Annotated in this window: 20 protein-coding genes and 1 pseudogene; 14 read left to right on the top strand and 7 right to left on the bottom strand. The window is 67.9% G+C overall.

The window, feature by feature from the left end; translation table 11 throughout:
* Positions 1-9 precede the first annotated feature (9 nt).
* Together bluB and PWF70_RS14400 are read right to left on the bottom strand one after the other, a co-directional pair.
* Complete coding sequence (gene bluB, locus PWF70_RS14405) at positions 10-648, bottom strand: 5,6-dimethylbenzimidazole synthase (RefSeq protein ID WP_241548862.1); 639 nt, start codon at positions 646-648, stop codon at positions 10-12.
* 29 nt (positions 649-677) lie between these two features.
* Positions 678-2,309, bottom strand: a complete 1,632-nt coding sequence (locus PWF70_RS14400) for a DUF222 domain-containing protein (RefSeq protein WP_420914649.1) — start codon at positions 2,307-2,309, stop codon at positions 678-680.
* A gap of 200 nt (positions 2,310-2,509) precedes the next feature.
* On the opposite strand from PWF70_RS14400, the gene PWF70_RS14395 reads away from it, so the two are divergent.
* The 3 genes from PWF70_RS14395 (at position 2,510) to dprA (ending at position 5,403) form a co-directional block, all read left to right on the top strand.
* Positions 2,510-2,665: a hypothetical protein gene (locus PWF70_RS14395; RefSeq protein ID WP_006357905.1), complete on the top strand. Its 156-nt coding sequence runs from the start codon at positions 2,510-2,512 to the stop codon at positions 2,663-2,665.
* 96 nt (positions 2,666-2,761) lie between these two features.
* Positions 2,762-4,270 carry a YifB family Mg chelatase-like AAA ATPase gene (locus PWF70_RS14390; protein ID WP_127962897.1) on the top strand — a complete coding sequence of 503 codons (1,509 nt, stop codon included), beginning with the start codon at positions 2,762-2,764 and terminating at the stop codon, positions 4,268-4,270.
* Positions 4,271-4,290: 20 nt separating this feature from the next.
* Positions 4,291-5,403: a DNA-processing protein DprA gene (dprA, locus tag PWF70_RS14385; RefSeq protein ID WP_196813053.1), complete on the top strand. Its 1,113-nt coding sequence runs from the start codon at positions 4,291-4,293 to the stop codon at positions 5,401-5,403.
* Position 5,404: 1 nt separating this feature from the next.
* Here the strand turns inward: dprA and PWF70_RS14380 are convergent, their stop codons facing one another.
* Positions 5,405-5,998, bottom strand: coding sequence for a TetR/AcrR family transcriptional regulator (locus PWF70_RS14380; RefSeq protein WP_035754097.1), 594 nt, complete (start codon positions 5,996-5,998; stop codon positions 5,405-5,407).
* 182 nt (positions 5,999-6,180) lie between these two features.
* On the opposite strand from PWF70_RS14380, the gene PWF70_RS14375 reads away from it, so the two are divergent.
* Together PWF70_RS14375 and PWF70_RS14370 are read left to right on the top strand one after the other, a co-directional pair.
* Entirely contained in the window at positions 6,181-7,059 is an 879-nt protein-coding gene (locus tag PWF70_RS14375; protein WP_006359264.1) for a siderophore-interacting protein, read from the top strand.
* Positions 7,060-7,127: 68 nt separating this feature from the next.
* Entirely contained in the window at positions 7,128-8,012 is an 885-nt protein-coding gene (locus PWF70_RS14370) for a tyrosine recombinase XerC (RefSeq protein ID WP_035754155.1), read from the top strand.
* Here the strand turns inward: PWF70_RS14370 and PWF70_RS14365 are convergent, their stop codons facing one another.
* Positions 8,013-8,537 carry a M23 family metallopeptidase gene (locus tag PWF70_RS14365; RefSeq protein ID WP_006359266.1) on the bottom strand — a complete coding sequence of 175 codons (525 nt, stop codon included), beginning with the start codon at positions 8,535-8,537 and terminating at the stop codon, positions 8,013-8,015.
* Positions 8,538-8,799: 262 nt separating this feature from the next.
* Here PWF70_RS14365 and rpsB point away from each other — a divergent pair, with 262 nt between their 5' ends.
* Both rpsB and tsf read left to right on the top strand, forming a co-directional pair.
* A complete protein-coding gene (gene rpsB / locus PWF70_RS14360) occupies positions 8,800-9,621 on the top strand; it encodes a 30S ribosomal protein S2 (protein WP_005198990.1) in 822 nt (273 codons plus the stop codon).
* A gap of 55 nt (positions 9,622-9,676) precedes the next feature.
* Positions 9,677-10,501 (top strand): translation elongation factor Ts, encoded by an 825-nt coding sequence (gene tsf, locus PWF70_RS14355; RefSeq protein ID WP_006359267.1) that lies wholly within the window; start codon positions 9,677-9,679, stop codon positions 10,499-10,501.
* Here tsf and PWF70_RS14350 read toward each other — a convergent pair.
* On the bottom strand, positions 10,473-11,333 hold the full coding sequence (locus tag PWF70_RS14350; RefSeq protein ID WP_006359268.1) for an MFS transporter: 861 nt from the start codon (positions 11,331-11,333) through the stop codon (positions 10,473-10,475). The two genes, tsf and PWF70_RS14350, sit on opposite strands and share 29 nt — an antisense overlap.
* A 17-nt stretch (positions 11,334-11,350) precedes the next feature.
* Between PWF70_RS14350 and PWF70_RS14345 the strand changes: the two are divergent.
* From PWF70_RS14345 to PWF70_RS14325, 5 genes and pseudogenes are all read left to right on the top strand, one after another.
* Positions 11,351-11,887, top strand: a pseudogene (locus tag PWF70_RS14345) (alpha/beta hydrolase); the annotation flags it as partial.
* Positions 11,884-12,447, top strand: a complete 564-nt coding sequence (locus tag PWF70_RS14340; protein ID WP_006359270.1) for a glycosyltransferase family protein — start codon at positions 11,884-11,886, stop codon at positions 12,445-12,447. The pseudogene PWF70_RS14345 and the gene PWF70_RS14340, both read left to right, overlap by 4 nt.
* Positions 12,448-12,488: 41 nt before the next feature.
* On the top strand, positions 12,489-13,244 hold the full coding sequence (gene pyrH, locus PWF70_RS14335; RefSeq protein WP_006359271.1) for a UMP kinase: 756 nt from the start codon (positions 12,489-12,491) through the stop codon (positions 13,242-13,244).
* Between the two features lie 77 nt (positions 13,245-13,321).
* Positions 13,322-13,879 (top strand): ribosome recycling factor, encoded by a 558-nt coding sequence (frr, locus tag PWF70_RS14330; RefSeq protein ID WP_006359272.1) that lies wholly within the window; start codon positions 13,322-13,324, stop codon positions 13,877-13,879.
* Positions 13,876-14,742 carry a phosphatidate cytidylyltransferase gene (locus PWF70_RS14325; RefSeq protein WP_006359273.1) on the top strand — a complete coding sequence of 289 codons (867 nt, stop codon included), beginning with the start codon at positions 13,876-13,878 and terminating at the stop codon, positions 14,740-14,742. The genes frr and PWF70_RS14325 overlap by 4 nt, the downstream gene beginning before the upstream one ends.
* Before the next feature lie 10 nt (positions 14,743-14,752).
* On the opposite strand, the gene PWF70_RS14320 is transcribed toward PWF70_RS14325, so the two are convergent.
* The gene (locus tag PWF70_RS14320; RefSeq protein WP_040004198.1) at positions 14,753-15,187 is read right to left on the bottom strand and encodes a LapA family protein; all 435 of its coding nucleotides are present in this window, start codon (positions 15,185-15,187) and stop codon (positions 14,753-14,755) included.
* 30 nt (positions 15,188-15,217) lie between these two features.
* On the opposite strand from PWF70_RS14320, the gene rlmN reads away from it, so the two are divergent.
* A complete protein-coding gene (gene rlmN, locus PWF70_RS14315) occupies positions 15,218-16,324 on the top strand; it encodes a dual-specificity RNA methyltransferase RlmN (protein WP_040004199.1) in 1,107 nt (368 codons plus the stop codon).
* Positions 16,325-16,405: 81 nt separating this feature from the next.
* Here rlmN and PWF70_RS14310 read toward each other — a convergent pair whose 3' ends face one another.
* On the bottom strand, positions 16,406-16,687 hold the full coding sequence (locus PWF70_RS14310) for a DUF2631 domain-containing protein (RefSeq protein WP_006359276.1): 282 nt from the start codon (positions 16,685-16,687) through the stop codon (positions 16,406-16,408).
* 114 nt (positions 16,688-16,801) lie between these two features.
* On the opposite strand from PWF70_RS14310, the gene puuE reads away from it, so the two are divergent.
* A complete protein-coding gene (puuE, locus tag PWF70_RS14305; RefSeq protein ID WP_006359277.1) occupies positions 16,802-17,788 on the top strand; it encodes an allantoinase PuuE in 987 nt (328 codons plus the stop codon).
* Positions 17,789-17,800: the final 12 nt, after the last annotated feature.

Raw genomic sequence — 17,800 nt, 5'->3', positions numbered from 1 at the left:
GATCCGGTGTCAGCGGATGAGGTGCCGCTTCTCGGAGTCTGTGCGCGACTGCCAGCCGACGCGTTCGAGTTCGGGGGTCTCGCTCTCGCGTTCGGGATATCCGACGCAGAGGTAGGCCACCAACTTCCAGGCGGGTGGGACGGCGAGGGCGGCGGTCACCTCGTTCGGGTCGAGGATGGACACCCAGCCGATTCCGACGCCGCGGGCCCGGGCGGCGAGCCACATCGTGGTGATTGCTGTGACGACGGAGTACTCGAGTGTCTCCGGCACGGTCTGGCGACCCAAGCCGTGGCCCTGGTCGGCATCGGGCTCGCAGAACACGGCCAGGTGGACCGGAGCGTCGTCGAGGCCGGCGAGTTTGAGTGACGAGTACAGCTGTCCGCGTTCGCCGGTGTACCCGCCGAGCGCTTCGGCGTTGCAGCGGACGAAGCTGTCGCGCACGGCCTCCCGCGCCGACCTGGTCTGCACCTCGACCCACCGCCAGGGCTGACTGTTGCCGACGGACGGTGAGAGCTCTGCCGCTTCGAGGATCTCGGGGAGGAGATGCGGCTCGAGCGGTTCGCGACTGAACCGGCGGACGTCGCGGCGCCAACGGAAGAGTCGGTTCAGGTCGTCGACGAACGCGTCGTCGAAAGTTCCGTCACTCATCGGTTGTCGAGCCTAGCGAGGGCGATCGATCAGAACGGCGCCGGTCCGTCGATTTGCTCGCGGCGTTCGCGTTCGCGCCGGTTACGGGCACGTTCGGCTCGCCGCCGGGCGTGCTTCGCGGCGGTTCGGTTGTTCGGTGGCGGGGTGTCGTCACCGGTGATGACCCGCGGGGTGGGTGGGGCCTGGGCGGGTTGCTCGAAGCGGATGCGGCGCAGGTTGGGGAAGAGGTCTTCCAGGGTTTCGGCGTCACCGCGGATGCGGTATCCCTCGGGGGTGATGAACTCGGTGACCAGGCGGCCGTCTTCGTCGCGGTACTGGACGTCGATCCAGTCGCCGAAGGTCTTGTGCAGGTGCCCGTACCGGCATTTGGCGTTCAGGTTCTCACTGGAAGTCAGTCCGCCGCGCGTCGGGCATTGACGGTCGAACTCGGCGACGTGGTCGAGGTCGCAGTCGAAGGACGACCGCTCACAACCCGGTTCGGTGCAGTAACCGTCGCGGATGCGGACGAAGTCGGCGCAGGCGGTGGTAGGACGATAGGGATCAGACGGTTGGGAGCCCGGGTATACGACGATCTCCGCCGAGGCCGTGCGCTTCCCGGCGGGGTCTGTCGCAGTATCGGTGACTGGTGAATCGACTCGTGGGCGTTCGTGTTCGGTGGCGACACGTGTCGGTGCGGTACGGACCGGAGTCACCGATTTGATCGTCGCGTCGGGCCGGTTGGCGAGATCACGGACGTGTTCGTCGGAGATGACGCCGTGGCCGTCGATCCAGCCGATCCCGGGTGCGCCGTTCAGGGTCGCAGGATCGGTGACGGCATGGATGACGATCTCGCTGCGCACCGACGCGACAGCCGCCCCGGGTTCGGGCACCTCGGCCGCGCAGTCCTCACGATCGCAGCAGCACTCGAACGGTGTGCTGGTCAGGAGGGCGAACGTCGCGTCGGAGGTGCGTTGCCCGACGGTGCGGCCGTCGTGTTTGCACACCGAGTCCGCGAGTGCGCGGACGGCTTTGGCGGCGATGCGGGTGTTTTCCGCGGACATGACCGCGGAGAACACGCCGGTGCCGTCGTCGAGGATGTCGATCCACATGCCCCGGTTGTCGAGGGCTTCTTTGCGGCGTTCGCGTACCAGGTCGGGGTCGTGGCGGAACACCAGGCGGTCGACCATGTCTCGCAGGCGTGCGCGGCTCCACGCGCCCTTCTTGGTGCGGAGGTTGGCGGCGATGTCGGCGTCGAGGATCGGGATGATCGACGAGTCGGCGGGGATGAGTGCGGTGCGGGATGCGATCACCTGCAGCTGCCAACGGGTCGTGATGCCATCGCGCAGGGTGTCGAGTACCTCGGGCAGGTTCTCGTGCAGGGTGATGGTTTCGTCGATGAGGATCTCGGCTTGGCGTCGTGTCAAAGACAATTGGCGCGACACCCGCTGGACGCACTCGGCCTCACCGGTGACGACGATCCCGCCGTCGAAGGTGTTGCCGGTGGTTATGCAGCGTTCGGCGATCGCGTGCACCGTCTTGTATCGGGCCCAGTGTTCGTGTGATTCGCGGTGCTGGGACGCTTTGAGTTCGTCCATGAGGGAGTACATGTCGGCGTCGTAGGGGTGGGCAGGGTCGATCCCGGCGAAAACCTCGCCAGTTGGATCGTTACGTTGCCCCGACACTCTGCCCCCAGAAGTGTTGCAGCGCCAACCCGGTCGGGCGGCTCACCTGTTGATAACCAATGTAAACCCGGCCACCGACAAGATCGGATTTCCATCCACAGGGTTCGTCTCGTTACATAGTTGTGCAGCAGCACTATTCGCCGATCTCATTCCGGAGAAACCGCTCGACTCGGGGCGGTGCACTGCGCGAGAATTCTCGAATGTCCGAGTACGAGAAGGTCACACGCTTCGAGGTCATTGATCACACGACCGGCGGTCGCGGTCGCGTCTACAGCAGGCATGACGTCTCGATCGAACTGAGCTATCAGGACGACGGCCGGACGCTCAAGGTCTTCGTCGACGATCCCAAGCCGTAGTCCGGGGCGGTGGACAACCCGTCTTCCTTCCACAGATAGCGCGTCGGGGAGTCGCTACGCCGTTTCAATCCGCGATTGCCGAAGAGACTGACTCTCATGTTGGGGCAAACACAGTCGGTGGGGCTCAATGCCTTTGCGGCGCGGGTCGTCGACGTGCAGGCGAGCGTCGGCTCGGGGTTACCGGGCTTCGCGGTGACCGGTAACCCGGACCCGTCGGTGCGTGAGGCGCGCGACCGGGTGCGGGCGGCGGTCAAGAACTCGGGGTTCAAATTCCCCGACCTGAAGGTGACGGTGGCGTTGTCGCCGGCGGACATGCCGAAGGTCGGTTCGGGTTTCGATCTGTCCATGGCAGTCGCGATTCTTGCAGCGACAGAACAGGTGTCGTCGGAGAAGCTGACGTCGACGATCTTCCTCGGTGAGCTCGGGCTCGACGGGAACGTCCGGCCGATCCGGGGAGTACTGCCCGCGGTGATCGCCGCCCGTCAGGCGGGTTATCGACGTGCGGTGGTGCCGATCGAGACCGTGGCCGAGGCGACGCTGGTCGAGGGGGTCGACGTCGGGGGAGCGTCGAGTCTCAAGGAGGTGGCCGCCTGGCTCGCCGGTGACCTCGTACTGGACAACTTTCAGCGGACGCCGCCCACGAAGCCGCCGCCGATACCGGACATGGCCGACGTGGTGGGTCAGCACGAGGCGCGGCATGCGCTCGAGATCGCCGCGGCCGGAGCACATCACGTTCTCATGACCGGGTCGCCCGGCATCGGGAAGACCATGCTCGCACGTCGGCTCCCGGGCATACTGCCACCGCTGGGCATCGAGGACTCGCTAGAAGTGACGGCGATCCACTCGCTGGTCGGGGAGTTGTCACCGGGACGCCCGCTGATCACCGAGCCGCCGTTCGTCGCGCCGCACCACAGTTCCTCGACGACGGCGCTGCTCGGCGGCGGAACCGGATTCGCCCGGCCGGGCGCGGTCTCCAAGGCACACCGGGGCGTCTTGTTCCTCGACGAATGCGCCGAGATGAGCGCGAAAGTCCTCGAATCCCTGCGGGAACCCCTCGAAGACGGCGAGGTGCGGGTGCCGCGGCGGGACGGCGTCGCGTCGTACCCGGCGCGGTTCCAGCTCATCCTCGCCGCGAATCCGTGCCCATGCGCACCCGCGCACGATGTCGACTGTGTATGCACCGCAGTCGTGCGACGCCGGTACCTCGGCAAGCTGTCGGGGCCGCTGCTCGACCGTGTCGACATCCGCGTCCGCATGGATCCGCCGGGCAACGCCGCGCTGATGAGCGGGACGGGGGAGTCGAGTGCCGAGGTCCGTGCCCGGGTCACCGCGGCGCGTGCGGCAGCGGTCGAGCGATGGTCCGAGTTCGGCTGGCGAACCAACGCCGAGGTGCCGGGAGCCGCACTCCGGCAGAAGTTCCGGCTCCCGCCCGATGTTCTCCGGCCCATCGAGTTGTTTCTCCGCGACGGGCGCGTGACGGCCCGTGGCGCCGACCGCGCGCTGCGACTGGCCTGGACCCTGAGCGATCTACGCGGCACTGATCAACCCGTCGAAGATGATGTCGCGCAAGCACTTCTGTACCGAGACCGAGGAGCAACGTGGTGAGTGGCAAGTACCCGGCGGAGATGACGGCATGGGCGTACCTGGCGCGCGTGGCCGAGCCGCCGTGTGCGGACGTGATCGCGCTGGTGGATCAGGTCGGTCCGGTGGACGCAGCATCGGCGATCCGCACCCGGGCTGTCCCGGACGGTCACGAACCGGTCCTGGCCGCGACGGCAGCCCGACACGAGTCCGACCGTGCGACCGAGGATCTCGACGCGGCCGCCGCGATCGGTGCACGGCTGGTCACCAGATCCGATCCGGAGTGGCCGGCCTGGGCGCTCCTCGCCCTCGGCCAGGCCGACACCGCCGCACGCGGCGGCGAGCCACTGGCGCTCTGGGTGCGTGGCCCCGCCCGGCTCGACGATCTCGCCGCCGCATCGGTCGCGCTCATCGGGTCCCGCGCGGCATCGCCCTACGGCGGGCACGTCACGCAGATGTTGGCATCGGGGCTCTCGGGCGAGGGCTTCGCGGTGATCTCCGGTGGCGCCTTCGGCATAGACGGGGTGGCGCACCGCGCCGTCGTCGCGGCCGGTGGGGTGACCGCGGCCGTGATGGCCTGTGGTATCGACCGCGACTATCCGGCTGCGCACTCCGCGCTGTTGGCGGAGATCGCCCGGACCGGCGCGATCATCAGCGAGTACCCGCCGGGCACGACCGCCGCCAAACATCGCTTCCTCACCCGTAACCGGCTGGTCGCGTCACTGTCGGGTGCGACTGTCGTCGTAGAGGCCGGCAGACGTTCGGGCGCGGCGAACACGGCCGCCTGGGCGCGGAAACTCGGCCGACCGCTGGGTGCGGTGCCCGGGCCGGTGACATCGGCGACGTCGGTCGGGTGTCATCGGATGATCGCCGACGGACTGGCGGTGCTGGTCTCCGACGTCGCGTCGGCGGTGAACCTTGTCCGGCCCGACGGCGGGGGAGACATCGGTCGGGGGAGGGCGAAACCGACCGACGGGCTCAGCGCCGAGCAGTTGCGCGTGCACGACGCGATTCCGGGCAGGGGTGGCGTGGGTATTCAGGAGATCGCCTTCGCGGCGGGGCTCGAGGTGCCGGCCGTCCGGGCGGCGTTGGCACGGCTCGACATCGACGGGCTGGTGGAAAACGTCGGCGGTCAGTGGCGGCTGGCCACCGGGTGACTCACTTCCGCGTCAGGATGTCCAGGAAGATGCGCAGATCGTCGGCCGTTGCCTCGCCGAGCCGTCCGTGAGCGTGCACGAAGCCGATACCTGCGTAGAGCAGCGTGGTGGCGCGGGCGTGGGCCTCGGCCTCGTCGAAGCCGAGTTCCCGCATCGCCTGATGGGAGATCTGGAAGATCTGTCCGTCGAGCTCGGCGATCGAGTCGGCGATCGACCCGTCGGTCTCTGCCCACCGGCGCATCGCGGCTTCCATCCGCCAGCGCCGGGGATCGGAGATGAGCCCTGCCATACCCTCTATCCGCTCGACCGGAGGGAGCTCCTCGAGGTTCGCGAGCCGGGTGACGGCCGCGGCCTGGACCTTCCGGCAGTGGTCGGCGAGCTCGGACTTCATCGTCGCGATGTCGGTGAAGTGCCAGTAGAAGCTGCCCTTGGTGACCCCGAGCCGGGAGCTGAGCCGCGAGATCTTCAGCCCGCCGATGCCGTCCTCGAGCAGGACCTCCACGGCCGCGTCGAGCCAGTCGTCGGCCCCGAGACGCGATCCGCGGACGGGAGCGCTGTCTTCTACGGGCTGGGGTTCCACTGGTTGGTCCGGCATGGAATCGCCTCTGGTCGGGGTCTCGCGACGTCTGATCTCAAGAATTGCGAACTCTCGGATCACATCGCTTGATCGTGAGAAAACCTTACAAAGGGCCACCAGTGCCTTCCCCGGACGAACCCGCACCGGCTCTTAGGCTCACCTAAGTTGAAGGCGTAAGGTGAACGCGACAAGGAGGTCCCATGGCCAAGCGTGTGAACACGATGACGGTGCTCCGTCGCGAGCAGATCAGCCCGCACTTCGTCCGCCTGTACCTCGGTGGCGAGGGTTTCGACGACTTCCAGGCGGCGGTCGGTACATCCGGTGACCCCGACACGGACATGTACGTGAAGTTCATCTTCGCGCCGGAGGGCGTGACCTACCCGGAGCCGTTCGACCTCCAGGAAGTCCGGACGACACTCCCGCCCGAACAGCAACCGGTCCTGCGCACCTACACGGTTCGCCGCGTCGACCCGCAGGCTCGCGAGATCCTCGTCGACTTCGTCGTCCACGGCGACGAGGGCATCGCCGGACCGTGGGCCGCATCGGTGGAGCCGGGCGAGACCGTTCGGTTCATCGGCCCGGGCAGCGGATACCGGCCCAAGTCCGACGCCGCGTGGCATCTCCTCGCGGCCGACGAGGCGGGACTGCCCGCCGTGGCCGCGGCACTCGAGGCGCTGCCCGCCGACGCGATCGCCAAGGTGTTCATCGAGGTCGCCGGACCCGAGGACGAACTCGACCTCATCGCACCCCCGGGTGCGGAGATCGTCTGGGTCCACCGCGGTGGAGCGGCCGGCGAGGTCGACGACTCGGTCGCCGGCGACAACGCGCCCCTCATCGCCGCCGTCCGCAACGCGGAATGGCTCGACGGCGAACCCCACGTCTTCATCCACGGTGAGGCGCAGGCCGTCATGCACAACCTGCGCAGCTACATTCGCAAGGAACGCAAGGTCAGTCCGGCCAACGCCTCGATCTCCGGGTACTGGCGCCGCGGCCGCACGGAAGAGGGCTTCCGGACATGGAAGGCCGAACTGCGCGCCGCCGAGGAAGGCGCGCCGGCCGGCCGGCCACCGAGTACGTAGGCATCGATCCGGCCACGGCACCGCGTGTGGGGTTGCACCCGCTCCAGTCGCGCGCTGTGCTGACGGGCATGCTCGACGACTTCGCCGATCACCTGCGCCTGGAGAAGGGTCGCAGTGAACACACCATCCGCGCCTATGTCGGTGGTGCACGTGCGCTGCTGTCGTTCGCGGGTGCCCGGGGAATCGCTGCGGCCGACATCGACCTCGCCCTCCTGCGTGCCTGGCTGGCCGAACTGACGCGGCGCGGCGCCGCCCGCACGACGATCGCGCGGCAGGTCTCCGCGGCGAAGACCTTCTGCGCGTGGGCGGTTCGCGAGGGCATCATGGCCGCCGACCCCTCACAGCGACTCAAGGCCCCGAAGGCCCATCGCACACTGCCGGCCGTCCTCGCGCCCGGCCAGGCCGACGCCGCGATCGGTGCGACCGCACAGGATCGTGACCCCGACGACCCGATCTCACTCCGGGACAGGTTGATCCTGGAGTTGTTGTACGCCAGCGGGATTCGCGTCGGCGAACTGTGCGGGCTGGACATCGACGACATCGACACGGGGCGTCGAATCCTGCGCGTGATCGGCAAGGGCGACAAGGAACGGTCCGTGCCCTACGGCGAACCCGCGGCCAAGGCCATCGACGACTGGTTGCGAGGCGGACGACCGGCACTGGCCACCGACACCTCGGGAGCTGCACTGCTACTGGGAGCACGTGGCGGCCGGCTCGACCAGCGGATGGCACGGTCGGTGGTGTCCGGCGCGGTCCAGGCCGCCGGTGGCCCGGCGATGGGGCCGCACGGCCTCCGGCACAGCGCCGCGACGCATCTCCTCGAAGGTGGCGCCGACCTACGCGTCGTACAGGAACTGCTCGGACACTCCTCGCTGGCGACGACGCAGATCTACACCCATGTGAGCGTCGAACGCCTCCGCGCAGTGCACCGTCAGGCGCATCCCCGGGCCTGATCAGGGTTCTCCGGCGTTCAGCGGTTTGAGCCGCACCCGCACGGCCCCGAGCAGACCCAGGGGATTCAGGTACTCGGCATCGCGCCCCACCCCGCGTCGAGCGCCCCAGTGCAGGCACGTGAGCGTCGGACATCCGGGATGCCCAGCGACGAGTGTGCCGATCGTGTCGCCCCGGGACACGGGGTCGCCCTCGCCGACGGTGGCCTCGACGGGCTCATAGGTGGTGATCAGCCCGTCCGGATGCTGCACCGAGACCACCGGCCGACCCGCCACCCGGCCGGCGAACCGCACACGACCGGCACCCGCCGTGGAGACCGCGACACCGGGTACGGCCGCCAGGTCGACGCCCCGGTGCCCCGGCTGCCACCGTTTCTCCGGCGCATCGAAGCCGGTCACGACGGTGGGACGGGGCGGCAGCGGCGCTGAATAGGGACGAGGCGCGGCGGTAACCTGGGGCGGCGTCGAGTACAGCACGACCAGGAACAAGGACGCCGCCAACGCGGTGCGGGAACCCGAGGTCTGCATTCCTGTTGGACGCACCGGAACGCGATCCGGATCCGTCGCCCGGGCAGGGGACCGGAGCGTTTTGGTTTTCGCTGGTCGACGCGCGTAAACTCTGGTCCGCACCTCATCGGTTGTTGATGGGGTGACTTCGCGCGCCTGCGACAACACGCCGAATGTGCAGTCCCGACCCGGTCATCGACCGAAATCGGGTGACATCCGCCGGCAGGCGCCAGGGTCGACACCAACCCGGTGCCGACAGACAACTGCGACAAAAGGAAATCTCATGGCTGTCGTGACCATGAAGCAGCTGCTTGACAGCGGCGCACACTTCGGGCACCAGACCCGCCGTTGGAACCCGAAGATGAAGCGATTCATCTTCACCGACCGCAACGGCATCTACATCATCGATCTGCAGCAGACGCTGACCTACATCGACAAGGCCTACGAGTTCGTCAAGGAGACCGTCGCCCACGGCGGCACCATCCTCTTCGTCGGCACCAAGAAGCAGGCTCAGGAGTCCATCGCCGCTGAGGCCACCCGCGTCGGGATGCCTTACGTCAACCAGCGTTGGCTCGGCGGCATGCTCACCAACTTCAACACCGTGCACAAGCGTCTCCAGCGCATGAAGGAGCTGGAGACCATGGAGCAGACCGGTGGCTTCGAGGGTCGCACCAAGAAGGAGATCTTGATGCTGACCCGCGAGAAGAACAAGCTCGAGCGCACGCTCGGCGGTATCCGCGACATGGCCAAGGTTCCCTCGGCCGTGTGGGTCGTCGACACCAACAAGGAGCACATCGCCGTCGGTGAGGCTCGCAAGCTGAACATCCCGGTCATCGCGATCCTGGACACCAACTGCGACCCCGACCTCGTCGACTACCCGATCCCGGGCAACGACGACGCCATCCGTTCGGCTGCTCTGCTGACCCGCGTCGTGGCCTCGGCCGTCGCCGAGGGCCTGCAGGCCCGCGCCGGTGCTGCCGGTGGCGACGCCAAGCCGGAGGCAGCCGCAGGCGAGCCGCTCGCCGAGTGGGAGCAGGAGCTGCTGACCCAGGCCGCCGCTCCGGCCGGTGGCGAAGCAGCCACCGACGCGCCGGCTGCCCAGTAACACCTGCCGCAGCAATTCGGTCCCACCACACTCTTTCGAAGGAGGCTCGCCAACGATGGCGAACTACACCGCAGCCGACGTGAAGCGACTTCGCGAACTCACCGGTTCTGGAATGCTGGACTGCAAGAACGCGCTGGCCAACAACGACGGTGATTTCGACAAGGCCGTCGAGGAGCTGCGCATCAAGGGCGCCAAGGACGTGGGCAAGCGCGCTGAGCGCTCCACCGCCGAGGGCCTGGTCGCCGCCAAGGGCGGTGCGCTGATCGAGATCAACTCCGAGACCGACTTCGTCGCCAAGAACGACGAGTTCCAGAAGCTCGCCGATGACATCGTCACCGCCGCCGCCGAGGCCAAGACCAACGATGTCGAGGAGCTGAAGAAGGCTGCTCTCGGCAGCGGCACGGTCGACGAGGCCATCGCCGCGCTCTCGGCCAAGATCGGCGAGAAGCTCGAGCTCCGTCGCGTCGTCTTCTACGACGGCCCGGTCGCCGTGTACCTGCACAAGCGTGCTTCGGACCTCCCGCCCGCCGTCGGCGTGCTGGTGTCCTACACCGGTGAGGGCGAGGGTGCCGCAGAGGCCGCTCGCGGCGCCGCCATGCAGGTCGCAGCTCTCAAGGCCAAGTACGCCACTCGCGAAGAGGTCCCCGCGGACGTCGTCGAGAACGAGCGTCGTATCGCCGAGCAGACCGCCAAGGAGGAGGGCAAGCCGGAGCAGGCTCTGCCCAAGATCGTGGAGGGTCGGGTCAACGGCTTCTACAAGGACGTCGTGCTGCTCGACCAGCCGTCGGTCCAGGATTCGAAGAAGACCGTCAAGGCTCTGCTCGACGAGGCCGGTGTGACCGTCAACGGCTTCACCCGCTTCGAGGTCGGACAGGCCTGATCGCCTCCGGGGTCTCCCCGGACGACGACTCGACCGCCCCGTCTCCCATCGTGGAGGCGGGGCGGTTGTCGTTGCGCCGCAACACGAATGTCAAACCGCCGACGCCGATGGCGAGTGCGGCCAGCACCCACAGCGTCGTGCGGAACGCGTCCAGGAAGGTGCGCGCGGTGACGGCCCGCGCCGCCTCCTGCGTGTAAGGCTGCGCGTCGGCGGCGATCGCCGCGACGGCGCTGTTCGCCGGGGTGTCGGCGCATCCCGGGACCGGTCGCTCCGGATGCGGTGAGGTGAGCTGTTGCGTCGCACACCAGGCGAACCGGTCGGCGACGGTCGGCCGGAACATCGGGTCGACCGGCGAATCCTCCAGGGCGACGGCGAGTTCGGCGCGTACCGCGGGCACACTGGTGTCGGTCTGCCCGGCCACCTGGCCGAAGAAGAACATCGTCACCAGCGCCAGGCCGATCGACGCCCCTATCTGCTGCACGGTGGGGATCGTGCCGCTGGCCGACCCGACCGTTTCCGGCGAGGTGTCGGAGAGGATGACCGCCTGAAGGGGTGCGACGAACAATCCCGTGCCCACCCCGCCGAGTACCAGGGGAGCCAGGATCGCGCCCACCGGAAGGATTTCCGACGCCGGGTCGAGGGTCATCGCGATCCATGCGAACGCCACCCCGACGGTGACCACACCGCCGAGCAGCACCCGGGGCGCGCCCATCCGGGCGACGGCCCACGGCGACGCGACCGACCCCACGGCCGCCCCGCCGGCGAACGGCAATGCGAGAAGTCCGGTGTCCAGTGCCGAGTACCCGAGACCGAACTGCGCGGAAATCGACACGGTGAAGAAGAATCCCGCGCAACGCGGTCGCCGGGATCTCGATGGCCGGCACCTCGGTGTTCCAGCTCTCGCTGCACGCGCCCGAACTGTACGAGGCGCTCGGTTCGTTCAGCGGGTGCGCGCAGACGAGCGATCCGCTGGGGCAGGCCGTGGTGCGCATGGTCGTCGAGGGGCGCGGCCACGGCAACACCCTCAACATGTGGGGGCCGCCGACGAGTCCGGCGTGGCGCGCCAACGATCCCTTCGTGCATGCGGAGTCGTTCCGCGGCAAGTCGATCTACGTGTCCAACGGTTCCGGTGCGCCGGGGCGTTACGACACGATCGACGGGCCGGGCATCGACGGCAACGGTTCCAAGCTGTTCGACCAGCTCGCCGTGGGCGCGGTGATCGAGACCGCCACGGCGGAGTGCACCCGCAATCTGCAGCGTCGGATGCGGGAGCTCGGGGTGCCGGCGACCTTCCATCTGTACGAGGGCGGCACCCACTCGTGGCCGTACTGGCAGGACGAACTGCACCGCGCCTGGCCCCAGTTCCGCGCGGCACTCGCCGGGTGACCCCCGACGACCTCGTCGTCTTCGTCGATGCCGACGTCGTCGACCCTGAACCGGCGGATGTCTCCCGGATGCTCGGCCCGCTGCTCACCACCCCGGGCCTGCAGCTGGTCAAGGGGTACCGCCGGGATCCGGCCGGTGGCGGTCGTGTCACGGAGTTGCTGGTGCGGCCCCTGGTCGCGTCGCTGTGTCCCGAGCTGGCGGGGATCATCCAACCGGTCGGCGGTGACCTCGCCGGGACACGCGACCTGCTGACGTCGATCCCGTTCGCGCCCGGCCACGGCGTCGACATCGGCATCCTCCTCGACACCCTCGCGGAGTTCGGGACAGATGCCGTCGGTCAGGTCGATCTGGGCGTCCGGGAATCGCGGAGTCGCCCGCTGGTGGAGCTCGGCCCGGTGGCGCGCCAGATCGTCGCCACCCTGCTCGAACGGCTCGGGATCGAGGACTCGCAGGCCCCCTGGCACAGTTTCTGCCCGACGGCGACGGGTATCGGTGTGTGCGGACGTTTCCGATGCCGGCCCGGACCGAGGAGTACGCGTGTCGCGAGTCGCATTCGGTGAGGACGTAACATAGTCCACCGAACCGACGAGTGAGGAAGCGAATGAGCGAAGCGCCCGATCCCACCCCATCCGATCTCAAGAAGGCCGAGCGTTCCGGATTCAAACGAGTCCTGTTGAAGCTGGGCGGTGAGATGTTCGGCGGGGGAGAGGTCGGTCTGGACCCGGACGTCGTGGCGACCGTGGCCGATCAGATCGCCGACGTCGTGAACTCCGGCGTCCAGGTGGCCGTCGTCATCGGCGGCGGCAACTTCTTCCGCGGGGCCGAACTGCAGCAGCGCGGCCTCGACCGCAGCCGCTCGGATTACATGGGCATGCTCGGCACCGTGATGAATTGCCTTGCTCTGCAAGACTTCCTGGAGAAGCGCGGCATCAGCACCCGCGTGCAGACCGCCATCACCATGGGCCAGGTCGCCGAGCCGTACCTGCCGCTGCGCGCCCAGCGCCACCTCGAGAAGGGGCGCGTGGTCATCTTCGGCGCCGGCATGGGCATGCCGTACTTCTCCACCGACACCACCGCGGCCCAGCGTGCGCTGGAGATCAAGGCGGAGGTGGTCCTCATGGCCAAGGCCGTCGACGGTGTCTACGACGCCGACCCGCGGACCGATCCGAACGCCAGGCTATTCACCGAGATCACCCACCGCGAGGTCCTCGACAAGGAACTCAAGGTCGCCGACGCGACCGCCTTCAGTCTGTGTATGGACAACAAGATGCCGATCTTGGTGTTCAATTTGCTCCAACAGGGCAACATCGCCAGGGCGGTGGCCGGTGACCGGATCGGCACGCTGGTCAGCACCTAGCAGCCCGCGACCCCACGAGAACACGGCCCGCACGAGAACCGGCCTGCCAGGCCCTACGGAACGGAACAAGGACGAAGATGATCGACGACGCGCTGCTCGACGCCGAGGAGAAGATGGAGAAGGCGGTCAACGTCGCCAAGGAGGACATGGGCTCCATCCGCACCGGACGTGCGAACCCGGCCATGTTCAACAGGATCAACATCGAGTACTACGGCTCCATGACCCCGGTGACGCAGGTCGCGTCGATCAACACGCCCGAGCCGCGCCTGGTCGTCATCAAGCCGTACGAGGCGTCGACGCTCCGTGACATCGAGACCGCGATCCGCAACTCCGATCTCGGCGTGAACCCGACCAACGACGGCACGATCATCCGCGTCGCCATCCCGCAGCTCACCGAGGAGCGTCGCCGCGACCTGGTGAAGCAGGCCAAGGGCAAGGGTGAGGACGCGAAGGTCGCCATCCGCAACGTGCGCCGCAAGGCCGCCGACGAGCTCAAGCGCATCCAGAAGGACGGCGAGGCGGGCGAGGACGAGGTCACCCGTGCTGAGAAGGAACTCGACAAGACCACGGCCACGTATGTGCATCAGGTCGACGAATTGGTGAAGCACAAAGAAGACGAATTGCTCGAGGTGTGAGCGAGAAGGCATCCGACCCCGAGAACAAGACCGGCCCCGAGAAGAAGTCACGGGCAGGTCGTGACCTGCCGGCCGCCATCGCGGTCGGAGGCACTCTCGGCGTCAGCATCATCCTGATCCTGCTGTTCGCGCCGATGCTCTGGTACGTCCTCGTCGCGGTCGCCTTCGCGATCGCGACCTGGGAGGTCACCAAGCGGCTGCAGACCGCGGGGTACAACGTCGCGTTCTGGCCGCTGCTCATCGGCGGTCAGGCCATCATCTGGGTCAGCTGGCCGTACGGGCCCACCGGCGTGCTGGTCGCGTTCGTCGCGACCGTGCTGGTGTCGATGGTGTGGAAACTGCTCGCCCAGGGCATCTCGAACGCACCGGAGAACTACCTCAAGGACCTCGCCCTCACGGTGTTCGTGCTGGCCTGGCTACCGCTCCTGGCGTCTTTCGGCGTCCACCTCGTCACGCAGGAGGACGGCGCCGCCCGGGTCGCGACCCTCATGGTGGTCGTCGTCTGCTCCGACGTCGGCGGATACGCCGCCGGTGTCATGTTCGGCAGGCACCCGATGGCGCCGGCGATCAGCCCCAAGAAGTCCTGGGAGGGTCTCGTCGGTTCGCTGCTCGTCGGCACGATCGGCGCGGTCGGCTGCATCACGTTCCTGATCGGCAGCCACTGGTGGATCGGTCTGATCCTCGGACCCGTGCTGGTCGTGTGCGCAACGCTCGGCGACCTGGTGGAGTCGCAGGTCAAGCGTGATCTCGGCATCAAGGACATGGGCACGCTGCTGCCGGGCCACGGCGGCATCATGGATCGCCTCGACAGCCTGCTGCCCTCGGCGTTCGTGGTGTGGGCGGTGCTGACGGCTCTGCTGTAGGGAGCCCGACCTACCCGGCGGCCCTCTTCAGCGCCCGACGCAGCTGCAACATGCGCAGACCGCCGATGATGGCGACGATCAACGCACCCGCGATCGCGGCGATCAGCAGGCTCACCCCGAGCGGGAGGTTGACCTCCCAGAAGATCAGCTCGATCCGCTGACTCTCCAGGTTCTGCACGATGAACACCAGCAGCAGGACCAGGATGATCGCGCCGATGACGACGCCGAACCAGGTCGCGCGGGTGCGGGTGTGCTCGACGTCGGCGACGGTCTGGCGCAGACGGTCGCGCTCGGCCAGCACGGCGTCGTGATCATCCGCGGCCGGTACCGGGGTCACGGGTGCGGGCTCGGGGACGGGCACGGCGTCATGAGCGGGGTGGGGCTCGCCCTGCGAACCCCACTGGGGGACCGGATTCCCGGTTCGTCGGCGATCGGGTGTGGTCATGGGTTCATCATGACATGCGACAATGGCCCGATGACCTCATTACCGCTGGTGTTCGACGCGCCCAAACGTGGGCTGCCGCCGACACACTTCGCCGACCTCGACGCCGCCGGCCGCGTCGCGGCGCTGGCCGAATTGGGTCTCCCGAAGTTCCGGGCCGATCAGCTGGCCCGGCAGTACTACGCGCGCCTCAACGGCGACGTCGAGGAGATGACCGATCTGCCCGCGGCCTCCCGCGACGCCGTGCGAGAAAAGCTCTTCCCGCAGCTCCTCACGCCGGTGCGGCACATCTCGTGCGACGACGACTCGACCCGCAAGACCCTGTGGCGCCTGCACGACGGCACTCTCCTCGAGAGCGTGCTGATGCGCTACACCGAGCGCAACACGCTGTGCATCTCCAGTCAGGCCGGCTGCGGCATGGCCTGCCCGTTCTGCGCCACCGGACAGGGTGGCCTCGACCGCAACCTGTCGACCGCCGAGATCGTCGACCAGGTGCGGGCCGCGGCGCGTGCCCTGCGCGACGGAGAACTCGGCGAGCCGGGACGCCTGTCGAACGTCGTGTTCATGGGCATGGGCGAGCCGCTCGCGAACTACAAGCGCGTCGTCAGTGCCGTCCGCCAGATCACCTCGCCGGCACCCGACGGGCTCGGGATCTCGGCGCGATCGGTGACCGTCTCGACCGTCGGTCTCGCCCCGTCGATCCGGCGTCTCGCCGATGAGGGCCTCGCGGTCACGCTCGCGGTGTCCCTGCACACCCCCGACGACGAACTGCGCGACACCCTCGTGCCGGTCAACAACCGTTGGTCGGTGGCCGAGGTGCTGGAGGCCGCGCGCTACTACGCCGACACCACCGGACGCCGCGTCTCCATCGAGTACGCGCTGATCCGCGACGTCAACGACCAGCCCTGGCGGGCCGACATGCTGGGACAGAAGCTGCACAAGGCGCTCGGCTCCCTCGTGCACGTGAACCTCATCCCGCTCAACCCCACACCGGGCTCGGAGTGGGATGCCAGTCCCAAGCCGGTGGAACGGGAGTTCGTGCGCCGCGTCCGCGAACAGGGCGTGTCCTGCACGGTGCGCGACACCCGCGGGCAGGAGATCGCCGCGGCCTGCGGCCAGCTCGCCGCCGAAGAGCGCTAGCCCGCAGGAGGCTGTGGACACAAAAAAACGCTGAACGGCAAAGCCGTTCAGCGTTTTTCGAATGTCTGGGTCAGGGGTGCGTCAGGACCACTTGCCGCGGTTCATCCACCAGCCGCGCACCACGAAGTACAGGACTCCGACCGCGAAGGCGATGAGCCAGAGGTCCTCGACGTGGCCGGTGTGGTTGCCGATCATCATGAGCAGCAGGAAGGCCGCGAAGAAGATGGCGGCACCGTAGAAGGTCTTCGTCGCCGATCCGAACCAGCCGAAACGAGCCGACGGTGCATCGGCGGGCTCACGACGCCAGCCGGTGTCGATGACGTCGGCGTGTCCGCCAGTGTGCTCCACATCGGTGCTTGCCACAGCCACTCCTCACAGCGCGGGTCGTCAGAAGTCTGACGAACGGTAGTAGTTCTCGATCAGCATAGCGGCACGGTGATCTCGCCGACCGAGCCCGGTGGGTGATTCGGTGACAGAATGCGGCACATGTCTTCGTCCGAGTTCCGCGATGGCCCGGGTGCGGGCCGTTCCCTGGCCGACTACCGCGCCGAGGCCTATCCCCGCGACATGGTCGGATACGGTGCCACGCCACCGAATCCGCAGTGGCCCGGCGACGCGAAGATCGCCGTCCAGTTCGTTCTCAACTACGAGGAGGGCGGCGAGAACAACGTGCTCGAGAACGACCGCGGCAGTGAGACCTTCCTGTCGGAGATGGTCGGCGCCCAGCCTTTCCCGAACCGGCACATGAGCATGGAGAGCATGTACGAGTACGGCTCGCGGGCCGGGGTGTGGCGGGTCCTGCGCGCCTTCGACCGCCGCGGGTTGCCGCTGACGATCTTCGCGGTCTCCCAGGCGATGGCCCGTAACCCCGAGGTGGCGGCGGCCTTCGTCGATCGCGGCCACGAGATCGCGTGCCACGGCTACCGGTGGCTCAACTATCAGCTGATCGACCCCGAGGTCGAACGTGATCACATGCGCGCAGGCATCGAACTGCTCACCGAGATCACCGGTGAACGCCCACGCGGCTGGTACACCGGCCGGGACTCACCCAACACGCGGCGCCTCGTCGTCGAACAGGGCGGATTCACCTACGACTCCGACAGTTACGCCGACGATCTGCCGTATTGGGTGAAGGTCCCGCGCGGCGACGAACTCGTCGATCACCTGGTCGTGCCCTACACCCTCGACACCAACGACATGCGGTTCTCCTCGCCCGGCGGCTTTCCGTCGGGGGAGCAGTTCTTCGCGCATCTGCGCGATGCCTTCGACGTGCTCTACCGCGAGGGCGTCGAGGGTGCGCCGAAGATGCTGTCCGTCGGACTGCACTGCCGGCTCGTGGGCCGGCCGGCACGGCTGGCGGCTCTCGAGCGGTTCCTCGACCACATCGGGTCCCACGACGACGTGTGGATCACCCGCCGGATCGACATCGCCGAACACTGGCGGAAGGTGCACCCGGCCGGCTGACACAATGGACAA

This window comes from Gordonia sp. Swx-4, from assembly GCF_030316175.1.
In the GTDB taxonomy this organism is placed as follows: domain Bacteria; phylum Actinomycetota; class Actinomycetes; order Mycobacteriales; family Mycobacteriaceae; genus Gordonia; species Gordonia alkanivorans.
Note: the sequence above shows the minus strand (reverse complement) of the source record. Positions and strands in the feature narration are given on the sequence as shown.